Raw genomic sequence first — 15,124 nt, 5'->3', positions numbered from 1 at the left:
GTTCAGTACGCGCACAAGACGATTTTTATTATCATGTAAATGGACAGTGGTTAGCAAAAACTGAAATACCAGGTGATAAGTCTAACTACGGTTCTTTTTCGCAGCTATATGATGAGTCACAAAAAGCGATGAAAATTGCCCTTGAAAACGCAGCCGCGAATAAGGCCGCTAAAAAAGGCAGTGATGAGTATAAAATTGGCGCATTTTATAAAAGCTACATGAATCAATCTGCGCGTAATGAGCTAGGTATTACGCCATTACAACCGTCATTAGATACGATTGATAGCGTTAAATCTAAAGCTGACTTAGTGGGTTTAATGGCTAAAATTCAAAAACAAGGCGGTACTTTACCGTTTGGTTGGTTTGTAAATAACGATGCTAAAAACTCGAGCGAGTATGCATTGTATTTATCTCAGTCGGGTCTTGGTTTACCAGATCGTGATTATTACTTAAACGATGACGAAAAATTCACTAAAATTCGCGCTTCTTACGAGCAATACATCACAGATGTTTTAGCAAAATCAGGCGTTAAAGATGCAGCAGAAGCAGCTAAGAGCGTACTTGCATTTGAAAAAACACTAGCTGATGCTCAATGGAGCCGTGTGCAAAGCCGTGACGCAACTAAATCTTATAACAAGATGACAGTAGCAGACGCAAGCAAGTTGATGGGCGACCTTGATTTAGCTGCATTCTTTAAAGATGCAGGCGTGGGTGCAAGTGATATTATTGTACGTCAACCAAGCTACTTAGAAGCACTTGCTACTATTTATAAAGATACTGATTTAGCGACGTGGAAAAACTACTTAAAATTTCATTTTGTAAGTGGTTATGCAGAGCTACTTAGCGAAGATTTAGTTAACCTTAACTTTGACTTTTACAGCACAACACTTCGTGGCGTAGAAGAACAAGCACCTCTTTGGAAGCAAGCGGTTGATGCATCTAACAGTGTACTTGGTGAAATTTTAGGTAAGGTATACGTTAAAGATAACTTCCCCCCAGAAGCTAAAGCACGCATGGAAGAGTTAGTTGATAACGTAATTAAAGGTTATGGCGTTGCTATCGAAAATCTTGAGTGGATGAGCCCTGAAACAAAGCTTGCAGCGAAAGAAAAATTAGATAAATTTACGCCTAAGATTGGTTACCCAGACACGTGGAAAGATTACTCAGAGCTAGAGATTAACTCAGATGAGCTAGTAGGTAATTACATCCGTTATAGCGAATGGGCATACGCAGATATGATTGCTAAATTGGGTAAACCAGTTGATCGCTCTGAATGGCACATGACTCCGCAAACAGTCAATGCTTATTACAACCCAGTAAACAACGAAATTGTATTTCCTGCCGCTATTTTACAACCACCATTCTTTAATTTAGAAGCGGATGATGCTGTAAACTACGGCGCAATTGGCGCGGTAATTGGGCATGAGCTTGGTCACGGTTTTGACGACCAAGGTGCTAAATACGACGGTGACGGTAACTTACGTAACTGGTGGAGTGAGACTGACCTTAAGCAATTTGAAGAGCGTACAGCGGCTTTAGTTGCACAGTATAACGAATATAAACCATTTGAAGATGCAAGTGTTAATGGTGAGCTAACGCTTGGCGAAAACATTGGTGACTTAGGTGGTTTAACCGTTGCGCATAAAGCGTATATGCTATCTTTAGGTGATAAAAAAGCACCCGTGATAGATGGTTACACAGGCGATCAACGTTTCTTTATGGGTTGGTCACAAATCTGGCGTCGTAACTACCGCGATGAAGAGTTACGTAATCGCTTATTAACAGACCCTCATTCACCAAGCCACTACCGTGTAATCGGTATCTTGTCGAACATGCCTGAGTTTTACGAAGCGTTTGACGTAAAAGAAGGTGATAAAATGTATATCAAACCAGAAGATCGCGTAAAAATCTGGTAATTGCATTACTATAAATAACAAAAAACCAGTAAGTTTTTAGCTTACTGGTTTTTTTGTATCTTGAATTTGTAAATAACCTGAACTATGGATAATAAATCTATCTCAAGCAGCTATTTTTAGCGCTAACTGCGTTGAATTTACTAAAAATCTCTGGCTAGAGAAAATAAATTTAAATATCACCATGATTCAATACGTTAATAAATCTCTTAACCAGAGTTCAGGTTAAATAAGCTTTAGCTCATTAAGCACGCGTGCATCCATTCTTCGTTACTCAGTATGTTTTTATAAAGCGCGAGTTGGTTTTGTGCTCGCTCTAAATTATGCTCTGCATGAGCTACTTTAAAGTACACATCGTTATTTAAGTAATCAGTTAAAAAGCGCACACTTAACATGAGTGGCATGATTTTAGCGCCTAATAATAAGCTTTCTTGCTCTAGTATACTCATGCTACTTTTTAATGGCGTTACATAGCCTTTAACAATGGCTGAAAATATATCTTTTCGAATAACAACGTTGTGTAAGTTAGTTGAATCCTCGGCTTCGGGGGAGCAAAATGTACGTACCATGTCGCCAAAGTCATAAAGCCAAAGTCCTGCCATACAGGTGTCTAAATCAATAACTGCTTTTGCTTTGTGAGTTGTATTACAAAACAGCATATTATTTATTTTTGTATCGTTATGACACACTCTAAGCGGTATGTGTTTAGCTACCTGACTAAGCTCAGTAATTAAATGCTGCTGCGTTAAGCAATACTCTATTTCACCATTGCAGTGCTTTACTCTATTAACTACGTTGTTAGTGATTGCGGTATTTAATTGCTCAAAGCGCATCGCTAAGTTATGAAAATCAGGAATTACAGTGTGTAGCTGTTGCGCATCAAAATCTTGTAATGCATGAGCAAATACGCCAAAGGCGTAAGCCGCTTGCTCGCTCTGCTGGGTATTTTTAACAACGTCTTCGCTGTAGCTACCGCTAATATAGTTAAGGACGCGATAATACGCATTATCAATTTTTATTAAGTGTTCGTCGCTTTGTGTCGCTATATGTTTGATTATTTCAAGCGGGTAATTATTTTGCAGTTGTTTAGCATTTAAATGCTGCTCAATTAGTTTTGCGTTACTCACTAACTGAGCAGGGTTTTTAAATACCTCAGTATTTAGTTTTTGCACAATAAACTGTTTATCAATACTTGTAAGTAGCCATGTACTATTTATATGACCGCTACCAATCGCACTAACTTGAGTTAACTCAGTGGGCAGTGCTAACAGTTCGCTTAGCTTATTTTGTATTGAGATATTCATTGTGCTCACTTATGCCCTTTTTTTATGCGTATCGGGCAACTATTTTTTCGATAATTTCAGCATTCGCTTCAGGAAAATCATAATTTTCTAATTCACTAATTGCTACCCATTCGCTAGGTTGCCCTTCAGCGCCATGTGCCTCACCGCTAAAGTTACTTACTACGTGTACATCTAATTTAACGCATTTATCGCCGTAGTCATGTTCAATCACCATCAATTGGCTAGAGCTGTGAATGGTTAGTCCAACTTCTTCAATAAGCTCGCGTTTAAGTGCAACAAACACACTTTCTCCAGCTTCGACTTTACCACCAGGAAATTCCCATAAACCGCCTTGATGTTGTTCATCTGCACGTTTACAAATGAATATAGCGTTATTTTTCTTAATAACACCAACAGCTACATGTACAATTTCTATAGTCATTACTTTAAAACTCCATAAAAAAAAGCGACGCTAGCGCCGCTTTTTAATAAGCTACTGACAATATTGGGTTATTTTAATTTACCGCAACACTGTTTGAATTTTTGACCTGATTTACAAGGGCAAGGGTCATTACGACCTACTTTTGGTTCTGTACGAGCCATTACTGTCGCTGTTTCTGGCGCTTCGCCACCTACGTGCTCAGCTTCTTCATGTTGGTATTCGCGAGGAGCATTTTCACTTTTACGGTGTTGCTCTTCTACTTTTTCAACATCTTCTTCTGCGCGTACTTGTACTTTACTTAGAATGCTTACAACATCTACTTTCAAGTTTTCAAGCATTTCGGAGAACAGCTCAAACGATTCACGCTTGTACTCTTGCTTAGGATTCTTTTGCGCGTAACCACGTAAATGAATACCTTGGCGTAAATGATCCATTGCAGCAAGATGATCTTTCCAATGCTGATCAAGGCTCTGTAGCATAATCGCTTTTTCGAATTGACGTAAAACAGAATCGCCAACTTGCTCTTCTTTTTGCTTGTATGACTGCTCAACCGCCTGCTCAATACGCTCACGAAGTTTTTCTTCGTATAGTTTATTGTCATCTGCTAACCACTGAGTAATCGGTAACTCAATTAAGAAGTCTTGTTTTAAACGCTCTTCAAGGCCAGGAATATCCCACATTTCAGCAAGGCTTTGCGGTGCAATGTACTGATCAATTGTATTGCTAAGTACGTCACCACGAATTGCAGTAATAGTTTCTGAAATATCGCCTTCTTCAAGTAGTTCGTTACGCTGAGAGTAAACAACACGACGTTGATCGTTTGCTACATCATCGTACTCAAGTAGTTGCTTACGTACATCAAAGTTACGTGCTTCTACTTTACGCTGTGCATTTTCAATCGCACGGTTAACCCATGGATGTTCAATTGCTTCACCGCGTTGCATGCCTAATTTACGCATCATGTTCGTCATGCGCTCACCGGCAAATATACGCATTAGCGCATCGTCCATCGATAAGTAAAAACGGCTTGAACCAGCATCACCTTGACGACCAGAACGACCACGTAATTGGTTGTCTATACGACGAGATTCGTGACGTTCAGTACCAATGATATGTAAACCGCCGGCATCAATTACTGCATCATGGCGAATTTTCCAAGCTGCTTTAATTTCAGCAATTTGCTCATCAGTTGGGTTTTCAAGTTTTTCAACTTCACTGTTCCAGTTACCACCTAACACGATATCGGTACCACGACCGGCCATGTTTGTTGCAATTGTTACTGTTCCTGGTAGGCCAGCATCTGAAACGATGTCAGCTTCTTGCGCATGAAATTTAGCATTAAGTACATTGTGCTTAATTTTTTCTTTGCGTAAAAACTGCGATAAATACTCAGAACTTTCAATTGAAATAGTACCAACAAGCACCGGTTGTCCACGGTCTTGGCAGTCTTTAATATCAATTAAAATAGCTTCGTATTTTTCTTCTTGCGTTAGGTAAACTAAATCGGCGCGATCATCACGAATCATCGGCTTATTAGTTGGCATAACAACAGTATCAAGGCCATAAATAGACTGAAATTCAAATGCTTCAGTATCGGCTGNTGTACCTGTCATACCTGCTAACGTTTCGTATAAACGGAAGTAGTTTTGGAACGTAATAGAGGCAAGTGTTTGGTTCTCGTTTTGAATTTTTACACCTTCTTTTGCTTCAACAGCTTGGTGTAAACCTTCTGACCAACGACGACCTTCCATTGAACGACCAGTATGCTCATCGATAATAATTACTTCGTTTTCTTTTACAACGTAATCAACATCTTTTTGGTATAGCTTATGAGCACGAAGGGCGGCATAAACATGGCTTAGTAGCGTAATGCTTGCTGCTGAATAAAGCGAATCGCCTTCTTCAATTAAGCCGCGCTCAGTAAGTAGCTCTTCTACTTTAATTTGACCACGTTCTGTTAAATGAACTTGCTTAGATTTTTCATCGATAGTGTAATCGCCGTCACCTTCAATGCCTTCTTCGTCTTCTTTTTCTTGAAGCTCAAGTAAAGGAACGATGGTGTTTATTTCAGTGTATAGCTCAGAGCTATCCTCAGCTGGGCCTGAAATAATAAGCGGGGTACGTGCTTCATCAATTAAGATTGAATCCACTTCATCGACTACAGCATAAAATAATGGACGTTGAACTCGTTCATCAATGCTAAAAGCCATGTTGTCACGAAGGTAGTCAAAACCAAATTCGTTATTAGTACCGTATGTAATGTCGGCAGTATAAGCGAGCTTCTTTTGCTGCGGCATCATACCAGGTACGTTACAGCCTACGGTAAGGCCTAAAAATTCAAATAACGCACGGTTGGTTTCAGCATCACGTTTAGCAAGGTAGTCATTCACGGTAATTACGTGAACACCTTTGCCTGTTAAGCCGTTTAGATAAGCTGGTAGAGTAGCTGTAAGTGTTTTACCTTCACCGGTACGCATTTCTGCAATGCGACCTTGATGTAAAACCATACCACCTAATAACTGCACGTCGAAATGACGCATGCCATTTACACGCTTTGACGCTTCACGTACCACAGCAAAAGCCTCTGGTAGAATGTCGTCAAGGCTTTGTCCGTTATCGTAACGTTCTCTAAACTCAGCTGTTTTAGCTCTTAAATCTTCATCAGAAAGCGCTTCAAGTTGCGTTTCTAGCGCATTGATTAGCGCGACCGTCTTTCTTAAGTTTTTAATAGTGCGGTCATTGCGACTACCAAAAAGCTTGGTAAATAAATTAGATATCATGATAAAACCGTTACAATGTATTCTTTGTCAGCCGAGTATCGGCTAACCCATTTTTAACAATTGGTAATTAATATGTGCTTTTAAGTAACACTTAGAACATATTAATTAGCAATTTTGTATTAAACCGTTCAAAAAGCACTGTTTATTACGTGCGCTACTATACCAGACTCTGCCAAACAACAAACTATCTCAATAAAAAGATCGGTGTATAAAATCGAAAAATTTGATCTGGTTCGTAAAAATCACTTTGTATTACTCAATTACAGTAAAAATAGCAGCGAACTGTAAAGATATGGTGCTAAATAAATTAAAAACAAGGGTTATAGTTGCGCTTAAGTTTTACACTTAAACACAACTATAAAATGCATGTTTTATAATTTAAATTGATTAACCGTTTTGTTAAGCGCCGCAGCTAAATCACTTAAGTCACGAGCTTCGTCAGCGAGGGTGTGCGCATGGTCAGCGGTACTGTTCACTAAGTTATTAATTGCCGAAAGGCTCGTATTAATATCTTCAGCAACAACAGTTTGCTCCTCGGTAGATGTGGCTATTTGATGACTTTGGTCTTGTACTTTAGTAACCGACTGCGCAATATTGTGAAGTGAGCTAAGCACTTCTTTAGTTTGAAGCACTGAGCCCTCGGTTTGATCTTGTCCTTGTTGCATCATTACTGAGGCTTGTTGAGCTATTTGCTGCAAGCGCGAAATCATATTTCGAATATCGTCTGTTGATTCTTGTGTGCGACTTGCTAGTGAACGAACTTCATCAGCAACAACAGCAAAGCCTCTACCGTGTTCACCGGCACGAGCAGCCTCTATAGCCGCATTAAGTGCAAGTAAGTTGGTTTGATCTGCAATGGAATTAATTACATCGACTAATGCACCAATGTTATTACTTTCTTGCTCAAGACCTGCAACCACTTTAGATGCTTCGCCAATATGTAATGCCAGTTCAGTCATTACTGTTTGCGCCTGTGTAGAACGGCTAGCTCCTTCAGCTGTAATTGCTTGTACTTCTTCAGCTGCGTTATTTGTGTGTTGTGCGTTACGTGATATTTCAAGCACAGTAGTCGCCATTTCAGTTACCGCTGCGCTCACGCTATCAACTTGCTGCTTCTCTTGCTGAATTTCAGAATTTGTTTTCTCAGAAACACTTCTTAGCTGGGCCGCTGCATTACTTAGTTGTTCTGCTTGCGCTGCGGTATCAAGCATCATGGCGTGCAACTTATCAATAAAAGTGTTCATGTGGTTGGCCAGCTGTCCCACTTCATCTTGACTATTAATATCAATTTTTTGAGTAAGATCGCCTTCGCCTGATGCTATATCACGCATAATGTGCGTAAGCGTTGTAATGGGTTTTGAAATCATGTGGGTAGCCCATAAAATCATGGCTAATATAATGATTAAGATAATAATTACCGCTGTTGTTGTAGCGGTTACTGCAGCATTTACAGGCTCTTCAATCATAGTAGTTGGGATAAGTAGACCTACATACCAATCTATATAAGGCTGCTCTAGCTGCAGACGATGGTAAACCACATAAAACTGCTCACCTTTAAAAGTAACCATTTGGCTGCCTTCAAGGTTATTTCGCATTTGTGTATTTAACTCTTTAAAGCCTGCTGTATTTGTAAATTGTTGCTCAAGCGCATCGAGCCCTTCTTTACCGTTTGCACCTTCATCTGTAATTGAAAGTTTATGCCCAGTGGCCTTTGAAAAATGAACTACTTTTTGATTACCATCGAGTAAAAATCCATAACCTTGGCCGTTAAAGCGAATATTTTCGACCATGTCGTTAATTTTGTTTAATTGTAAATCAACACCGCCCATACCAATGAGTTTTCGCTGAGCGTTATAAACAGGTTGTTGTACTACTGCGGATGCTACGCCTGTGGTTAAATCAACAGAGATTGGACCTACGTAAAGCTTGTTAACTTGCATGGCTTCTTGCCACCACCCACGCTTGTAAGCGTAATAAGGCTGGCCGTTGTAGTGACTTGTACGCTCGTTTTCTTTAAAGTATTCACCTGTGGTTGCTGAGGCAAAAAAGGCCGATAGAATGTTTTCGTCATTTGAGCTTAAACGCACAAAGTCTTGGTTTACTTCGTTGTAGCCAGGTGCACTTTCAAGAGCTTGATCGCGAGTATCCCAATTTTCAAAAAAGTTGATTAAATGTGGGTTATTAACAAAGGTTGATACCATTTTGCCGTACATCGCAAAGTAACTTTGCATTGAAAGTTGCTCGGTCTGTAGATAACTTTGTGCTTCGTTTTCTATGTTTTCTCTAGAGAGATTGGCAATGTGTTTAACAAAAAATGTTGAGGCGATAATTAGTAAAACGGTAATTGTTCCACCAATCAATAATAATATTTTTTTCCGTAACGATAAATTATTTAGCATGAGTGCGCATATTCTTATTATTTATGAAATTATATCTAATCATATCTTACTTAAAATCTCTATAAAGTTAGATAGAAAGAACTAATTATGCGTTTAAAATAAAGGCTTATACAAAAATGACAAATAAAAGTAATAAATTAGTAGTATTAGGTGCAGGCTGGTTAGGACATGCTTTATGCGTAAGTGCGCAAAAAGCTGACTGGCAAGTACAAGGAACGCATAGAACAGATATACACGAGTTTGACTTTGAGCGTCAGTTTACACTTGAAGGTGGACAATTAAGGCATCAAGTTGATTTACAAGATGCTTATTGGGTATGTGCTATTCCACCACGTAGCAGACACAGTGAAAGTAATTATCCTGAAACACTCACCGCAGCGCTTAAGATTTCAAAGGAGCTAAACGCAAAGGGCTTTTTATTGTGCTCATCAACCGGGGTGTATGACCAAGAGCCTGGTGTATATAGCGAAAGTAGCGATATTTCATGCACAAACGAGCGCCAAATAAAGCTTTATGAAGCTGAAGAGCAAGTACTTGAGCAAGATGGCAAAGTGCTGCGTTTAGCTGGATTACTTGGGCCTAATAGAGAGCCAGGGCGTTTTGTGGCAGGTAAAGAGCTCAATACATCAAGTGAGCAAGTGGTAAATATGGTGCATCAACAAGATGTCATTAATGCTATTTTTGCGGTGATAGAACACTGGCAAGTAGGACAAAATATTTATAATGTGGTTAATCCTGCGCACCCCACAAAAGCTGAATACTACGCGATGAAGTGTCAGCAACATGGTGGTGAAATGCCAACGTTTACAGGAACTGATTCGGCTGAGCGAAAAATATTAGGCTCAGCCATTGAAGCCTTAGGGTTTAGCTATCAGCACGGTATTTAATATGCTGAAGGCAGGGGACTGCTCTCTATAAAGTCGCATAGCTTACCTTCACTTAGTAATGTATTAGCAGCTTCGATATCGGGAGCAAAGTAGCGGTCTTTATCATAATAACTTACATGCTCGCGTAACAATGCTTTAGCGCTTTGCACTTTATCTGATGGTTCAAGCGGCTTTCTAAATTCTAGCCCTTGAACCGATGCTAACCATTCTATTGCCAAAACACCTTGGGTATTATTGGCCATTTCATCTAAGCGCCTTGCTGCAAAGGTTGCCATAGAAACATGATCTTCTTGATTTGCAGATGTAGGCAAGCTATCAACCGAAGCCGGATGTGCTAATGATTTGTTTTCTGAGGCAAGCGCTGCAGCGGTAACCTGGGCAATCATAAATCCTGAATTTACCCCGNGTTTTCAACTAAAAATGGCGGTAATTTGGATAGGTTTGAATCGATAAGTAATGCAATTCGCCTTTCTGCTAATGCGCCAATTTCTGCAATTGCGATTGCTAAGTTGTCAGCGGCCATTGCAACGGGCTCTGCATGAAAGTTTCCTCCCGATATTATGTCGCCTACATCGGCAAAAACTAGCGGATTATCGGTTACACCGTTCGACTCGCATAGTAACACTTCTGCAGCTTGGCGTATCTGAGTTAGGCAAGCACCTAGCACTTGAGGCTGGCAGCGAAGGCAGTATGGATCTTGTACTTTTTCACAATTGACGTGGGAGTTACTAATCTGAGAGTGCGTATCGAGTAGCTCTCTAAATACTTGAGCGGTGTCTATTTGTCCGCGCTGTCCGCGAATTTCATGAATACGTGCATCAAATGGCGCGCGACTGCCCATTGCGGCTTCTATACTTANGAGCCGATAACGCAGCTTTGTGCATATAGGTTCTCGCTTCTAAATAGGCCTTGTAGTGCAAACGCAGTCGACGCTTGTGTGCCATTTAATAATGCTAAGCCTTCTTTGGCTGCAAGGGTAAGGGGTTCAAGTCCCGCTATTTTTAACCCTTGTGCTGCGCTCATTATTTCTCCTTTATGTCGCATTTGACCTTCAGCTAATAAAGGTAGACACATATGCGCAAGAGGGGCTAAATCTCCCGATGCCCCCACGGAGCCTTTTTTAGGCACGCATGGATATACTTCGCTACTAAGCAGCTGCATAAAAAATTGGATCACTTGTAGGCGAATGCCCGAATAGCCACGTGAAAGCGAATTTACTTTTAAGGTGATCATTAACCTTACTGTGCTGTCATCCATGTATTCGCCAATACCCGCAGCGTGTGAAAGTACAATGGAGCGCTGTAATAATTCAAGTTGGTCGTCGGCAATTTTAGTATTGGCTAATAATCCAAAGCCGGTGTTAATTCCATATACAGTGCGGTGTTCATTGATAACGTTTTGAACGGTTTGCGCGCTGGCTGCTATTTGCGACTCGGCATGCTTTGCAAGGCTCAATTTTACCGGTGAATTATTAATTTTTCTTAGTGTGTTTAAATCAAGTGATCCGGGTGTGAGAGTAAGTTCGAACATGATCATTCCTCGTTTAACATAGGTAGGTCTAAATTTTGTTCTTTAGCGCAGTTTTTTGCTATGTCGTATCCGGCATCAGCATGGCGCATTACACCCGTTGCAGGGTCGTTCCACAGAACGCGAGCAATACGCTCTTTAGCTTCATCAGTACCATCGGCAACAATAACTACACCAGAGTGCTGACTAAATCCCATGCCTACACCGCCACCATGATGAAGCGACACCCAAGTAGCGCCACTTGCGGTATTAAGCAGTGCGTTGAGTAATGGCCAATCTGATACTGCATCTGAGCCATCTTTCATGCTCTCTGTTTCGCGGTTAGGGCTGGCAACTGAACCAGAATCGAGGTGGTCACGACCAATAACTATAGGGGCTTTAAGTTCGCCATTTTTAACCATTTCATTAAAGGCCAGTGCAAGGCGCGCTCTATCTTTAAGTCCAACCCAGCAAATACGTGCAGGTAAACCTTGGAATTGTATGCGTTCCCGCGCCATATCAAGCCAGTTATGCAAATGTGCATCATCAGGAATAAGCTCTTTTACTTTAGCGTCGGTTTTATATATATCTTCCGGGTCGCCTGATAATGCCACCCATCTAAATGGTCCAATACCTTCACAAAATAAAGGGCGAATATAAGCGGGTACAAATCCAGGAAAGTCAAACGCGTTGATAACACCCTCATCAAACGCCATTTGACGAATATTATTACCGTAATCAGTAGTGGCGGCACCGGCTTTTTGTAGTGCCAGCATCGCTTTAACTTGGACTGCCATTGATTGTTTAGCGGCTTTTACTACGGCTTTTGGATCTTGCTCACGCATTTTTGCAGCGTACTCCATTGTCCAACCTTGCGGTAAGTAACCATTTAATGGATCGTGAGCAGATGTTTGATCTGTGACTACATCAGGGGTAATGCCTGTTTTAACCAGTGTACTAAAAATATCGGCAGCGTTACCTAGTAAACCCACTGAGAGGGCTTTACCTTTAACACATGCATCGGTTATTAATAGCAGTGCGTGTTCAAGGTTCGTTGCTTTTACATCAACGTAGCCTGTTTTTATACGAAAATCGATACGGCTTTCATCACATTCAACAACCAGTGCACTAAAGCCAGCCATTGTAGCTGCAAGTGGTTGCGCACCGCCCATACCACCAAGACCACCTGTTAATACCCATTTACCACTAGCGCTACCTGCAAAATGTTGCTTTGCCATAGCTACAAAGGTTTCGTAAGTTCCTTGTACTATGCCTTGCGAGCCAATATAGATCCAAGAACCCGCCGTCATTTGCCCGTACATCATCAAGCCTTTTTTATCGAGCTCGTTAAAGTGCTCCCAATTTGCCCAGTGTGGAACAAGATTTGAGTTAGCAATAAGCACGCGAGGAGCATTACTGTGGGTTTTAAATACACCAACGGGTTTTCCTGATTGTACAAGCAGGGTTTCGTCGCTTTCGAGCCTATCGAGGGTTTCTATAATTTTGTCATAACTTGGCCAATCACGAGCTGCTCGGCCAATACCACCATATACAACAAGTGCATGAGGATGCTCTGCAACTTCAGGGTCTAAGTTATTCATTAGCATGCGCTTAGCAGCTTCTGTTTGCCAGCTTTTAGCACTTATTTTATCGCCATGAGGTGCACGTATTACGCGACTTGTGTCGAGTCGGTTGTTCATGTTTTACTCCTGTTGTATATACAAGGTGATTTGTTATAAAAAAAGCGCAGTAAGCGCTATTGTTTGTTATTTTTTAAATGTTAAGTGGCCACCTAAGCGATATTTACTGCCAGGTGATACAAGGCGCGCAAAGCTTACAATGCCTTTAACAGACCAGGTGCGTCGGATCACTTGTAAGCATGGCTCTTCATTATATAAGTTTAACCATTGGCACATTTCGCTGTTTGGCATAATGGCCTCTACTGTATGCCTTGCTTGGGTAAGTGGGGCAACACTAGATAGATATTCATGTGGTGTAAGCGTACTGAAGTCTTGTTGTAAGTAGCCAGTCGCAAGGGCAGGATTTACAAAACGCTCTTCTAGCTGCAAAGGGCTGTCATTTTCGTTATGCACCAGTACACTTCGATATACAACACTGTCAACCTCAACACCAAGTGCAATGGCAATAGGTGCGACTGCATTTATTGATTCGAGTATGAGTACGCTACAGGTGTAGTTGCCGTTACGCTCTTTTACTTCATCAGCAATATTTTTTATTTCAAGTAACGATGACTGCGATTTAAATGTAGCTACAAATGTACCTAACCCTTGGCTGCGGGTTAAAATACCTGCCTCGGTTAATTCGCTTAGTGCTCTGCGGGCTGTCATCCTGCTTACACTAAATTGACTACTTAGTTCGTTTTCAGAGGGAACACGTTGGTTTTCTTGCCACGTACCGCTGCGAATTTTATCAACAATGAATTGTTTTATTTGCGCAAATTTAGGTGTCGTCATTAAATTTATGGTTACATTAAAAATAAACTATATAAATAAGATGACACAATTACCTTGTATATACAAGATGGGTTGTTAGACTATATTTTCATTATTCACGGTGTAAAAAGGGCTGCGATATGCAAAGCACAACACAAAATTATGAGTTAGAAGAAATCGACTTACTTTTAACTGATGCCAATATTGCCACTATGGATAGCAATATAAATGCCCCTTATGGCGCAATTGAAAATGCTGCTATAGCCATTAAAAATGGTAAAATTGCGTGGATTGGAGAGCAATCAACATTGCCTAGTTTTGATGTGTTTGCAACGCCGACATTGAGTGTAAAAGGACAGTGGTTAACGCCGGGCTTAGTAGATTGCCATACTCACTTAGTATTTGCAGGTTCAAGATCGCAAGAGTTTGAACAGCGTTTGCAAGGCGTAAGCTATGAGCAAATTGCGGCACAAGGCGGTGGCATAGCAAGTACGGTTAAAGCCACAAGAGCAGCCGACCGTGAACAATTGTTTGTTGATGCAAAAGATCGCTTAAATACGTTATTAAAAGAAGGTGTAACCACCGTTGAAATAAAGTCTGGTTATGGGCTAGATACAGAAAACGAGATAAAAATATTAGAAGTCGCTCGTTTATTAGGTGAACATCACCCTATTGATATTAAAACTACTTTTTTAGGGGCGCATGCTCTACCGCCTGAATACAAAGGCCGTGCTGATGAATATATTGATTTAGTGTGTACTGACATGCTAGATCAGGTAGTGGCTAATAATCTTGCTGATGCAGTCGATGTATTTTGTGAAAATGTTGGGTTTAGTTATTCGCAAACCAAACGTGTTTTCCAGGCGGCTAAAAAGCATAACCTCCCAGTAAAATGCCATGCTGAGCAGTTATCTAATCAACAGGGTGCTAAGCTGGTGGCGCAGTTTAATGGCTTTTCGGCGGATCATATTGAGCATCTAGATGAAGAGGGTGTAAAAGCCATGGCAGACGCTGGGACGGTAGCGGTGTTATTGCCAGGTGCATTTTATTTTTTAAGAGAAACTAAATTCCCACCTATTGAATTACTTAATCAATATAAAGTACCTATAGCTATTGCGAGTGATTTTAACCCAGGTACTTCACCACTATGCTCAGTGCACTTGATGATGAACATGGCATGCACATTGTTTAGATTAACACCTGAGCAAGCATTAGCTGGTGTTACTCGAAATGCAGCTAAAGCACTAGGTTTAGACGACCGTGGTATTTTAAAGGTTGGCGCAAGAGCTGATATTGCGCATTGGCAAATAAGTCATCCATCACAATTAAGTTACCAATTTGGCGTAAATAAACTGTTAAATTTATGGATTTTGGGTAGAATTAATTAGTTTGTATTATTTTTACTCACATATAACTTGGTTTAAACTTTTTTAGCGAATACGGATGCCGTTAATTTGAACA

The 15,124-nt window shown here is 40.6% G+C and carries 9 protein-coding genes and 1 pseudogene; 3 read left to right on the top strand and 7 right to left on the bottom strand.

The window, feature by feature from the left end; all coding sequences use genetic code 11:
* A partial coding sequence (locus L652_RS0111720) for a M13 family metallopeptidase (RefSeq protein WP_024603463.1) occupies positions 1-1,916 on the top strand: 1,916 nt, incomplete at its 5' end.
* A 233-nt stretch (positions 1,917-2,149) separates the two neighbouring features.
* Here L652_RS0111720 and L652_RS0111715 read toward each other — a convergent pair.
* From L652_RS0111715 to L652_RS0111700, 4 genes are all read right to left on the bottom strand, one after another.
* Entirely contained in the window at positions 2,150-3,217 is a 1,068-nt protein-coding gene (locus L652_RS0111715) for an aminoglycoside phosphotransferase family protein (protein ID WP_024596299.1), read from the bottom strand.
* Positions 3,218-3,239: 22 nt separating this feature from the next.
* Complete coding sequence (gene mutT, locus L652_RS0111710) at positions 3,240-3,638, bottom strand: 8-oxo-dGTP diphosphatase MutT (RefSeq protein ID WP_007582062.1); 399 nt, start codon at positions 3,636-3,638, stop codon at positions 3,240-3,242.
* Between the two features lie 68 nt (positions 3,639-3,706).
* On the bottom strand, positions 3,707-6,418 hold the full coding sequence (gene secA / locus L652_RS0111705; RefSeq protein WP_024603462.1) for a preprotein translocase subunit SecA: 2,712 nt from the start codon (positions 6,416-6,418) through the stop codon (positions 3,707-3,709).
* A gap of 371 nt (positions 6,419-6,789) precedes the next feature.
* On the bottom strand, positions 6,790-8,817 hold the full coding sequence (locus tag L652_RS0111700) for a methyl-accepting chemotaxis protein (RefSeq protein WP_024596300.1): 2,028 nt from the start codon (positions 8,815-8,817) through the stop codon (positions 6,790-6,792).
* Between the two features lie 116 nt (positions 8,818-8,933).
* On the opposite strand from L652_RS0111700, the gene L652_RS0111695 reads away from it, so the two are divergent.
* Positions 8,934-9,704 (top strand): NADP-binding protein, encoded by a 771-nt coding sequence (locus L652_RS0111695; protein WP_024596301.1) that lies wholly within the window; start codon positions 8,934-8,936, stop codon positions 9,702-9,704.
* On the opposite strand, the pseudogene hutH reads toward L652_RS0111695, so the two are convergent.
* The 3 genes and pseudogenes from hutH to hutC all read right to left on the bottom strand — a co-directional run bounded on the left by hutH (position 9,701) and on the right by hutC (position 13,684).
* Positions 9,701-11,234, bottom strand: a pseudogene (gene hutH, locus L652_RS01000000123725) (histidine ammonia-lyase). The gene L652_RS0111695 and the pseudogene hutH overlap by 4 nt on opposite strands.
* Before the next feature lie 2 nt (positions 11,235-11,236).
* Entirely contained in the window at positions 11,237-12,910 is a 1,674-nt protein-coding gene (gene hutU / locus L652_RS0111685) for a urocanate hydratase (RefSeq protein WP_024596302.1), read from the bottom strand.
* Between the two features lie 66 nt (positions 12,911-12,976).
* A complete protein-coding gene (hutC, locus tag L652_RS0111680) occupies positions 12,977-13,684 on the bottom strand; it encodes a histidine utilization repressor (protein WP_024596303.1) in 708 nt (235 codons plus the stop codon).
* Positions 13,685-13,803: 119 nt separating this feature from the next.
* Between hutC and hutI the strand changes: the two genes are divergently transcribed.
* Complete coding sequence (hutI, locus tag L652_RS0111675) at positions 13,804-15,051, top strand: imidazolonepropionase (RefSeq protein ID WP_024596304.1); 1,248 nt, start codon at positions 13,804-13,806, stop codon at positions 15,049-15,051.
* Positions 15,052-15,124 lie beyond the last annotated feature (73 nt).

It is taken from the genome of Pseudoalteromonas sp. TB25, assembly GCF_000497995.1.
Taxonomy (GTDB): domain Bacteria; phylum Pseudomonadota; class Gammaproteobacteria; order Enterobacterales; family Alteromonadaceae; genus Pseudoalteromonas; species Pseudoalteromonas distincta.
The sequence above is the reverse complement of the archived record's forward strand: the minus strand, read 5'-3'. Positions and strand labels throughout refer to the sequence as shown.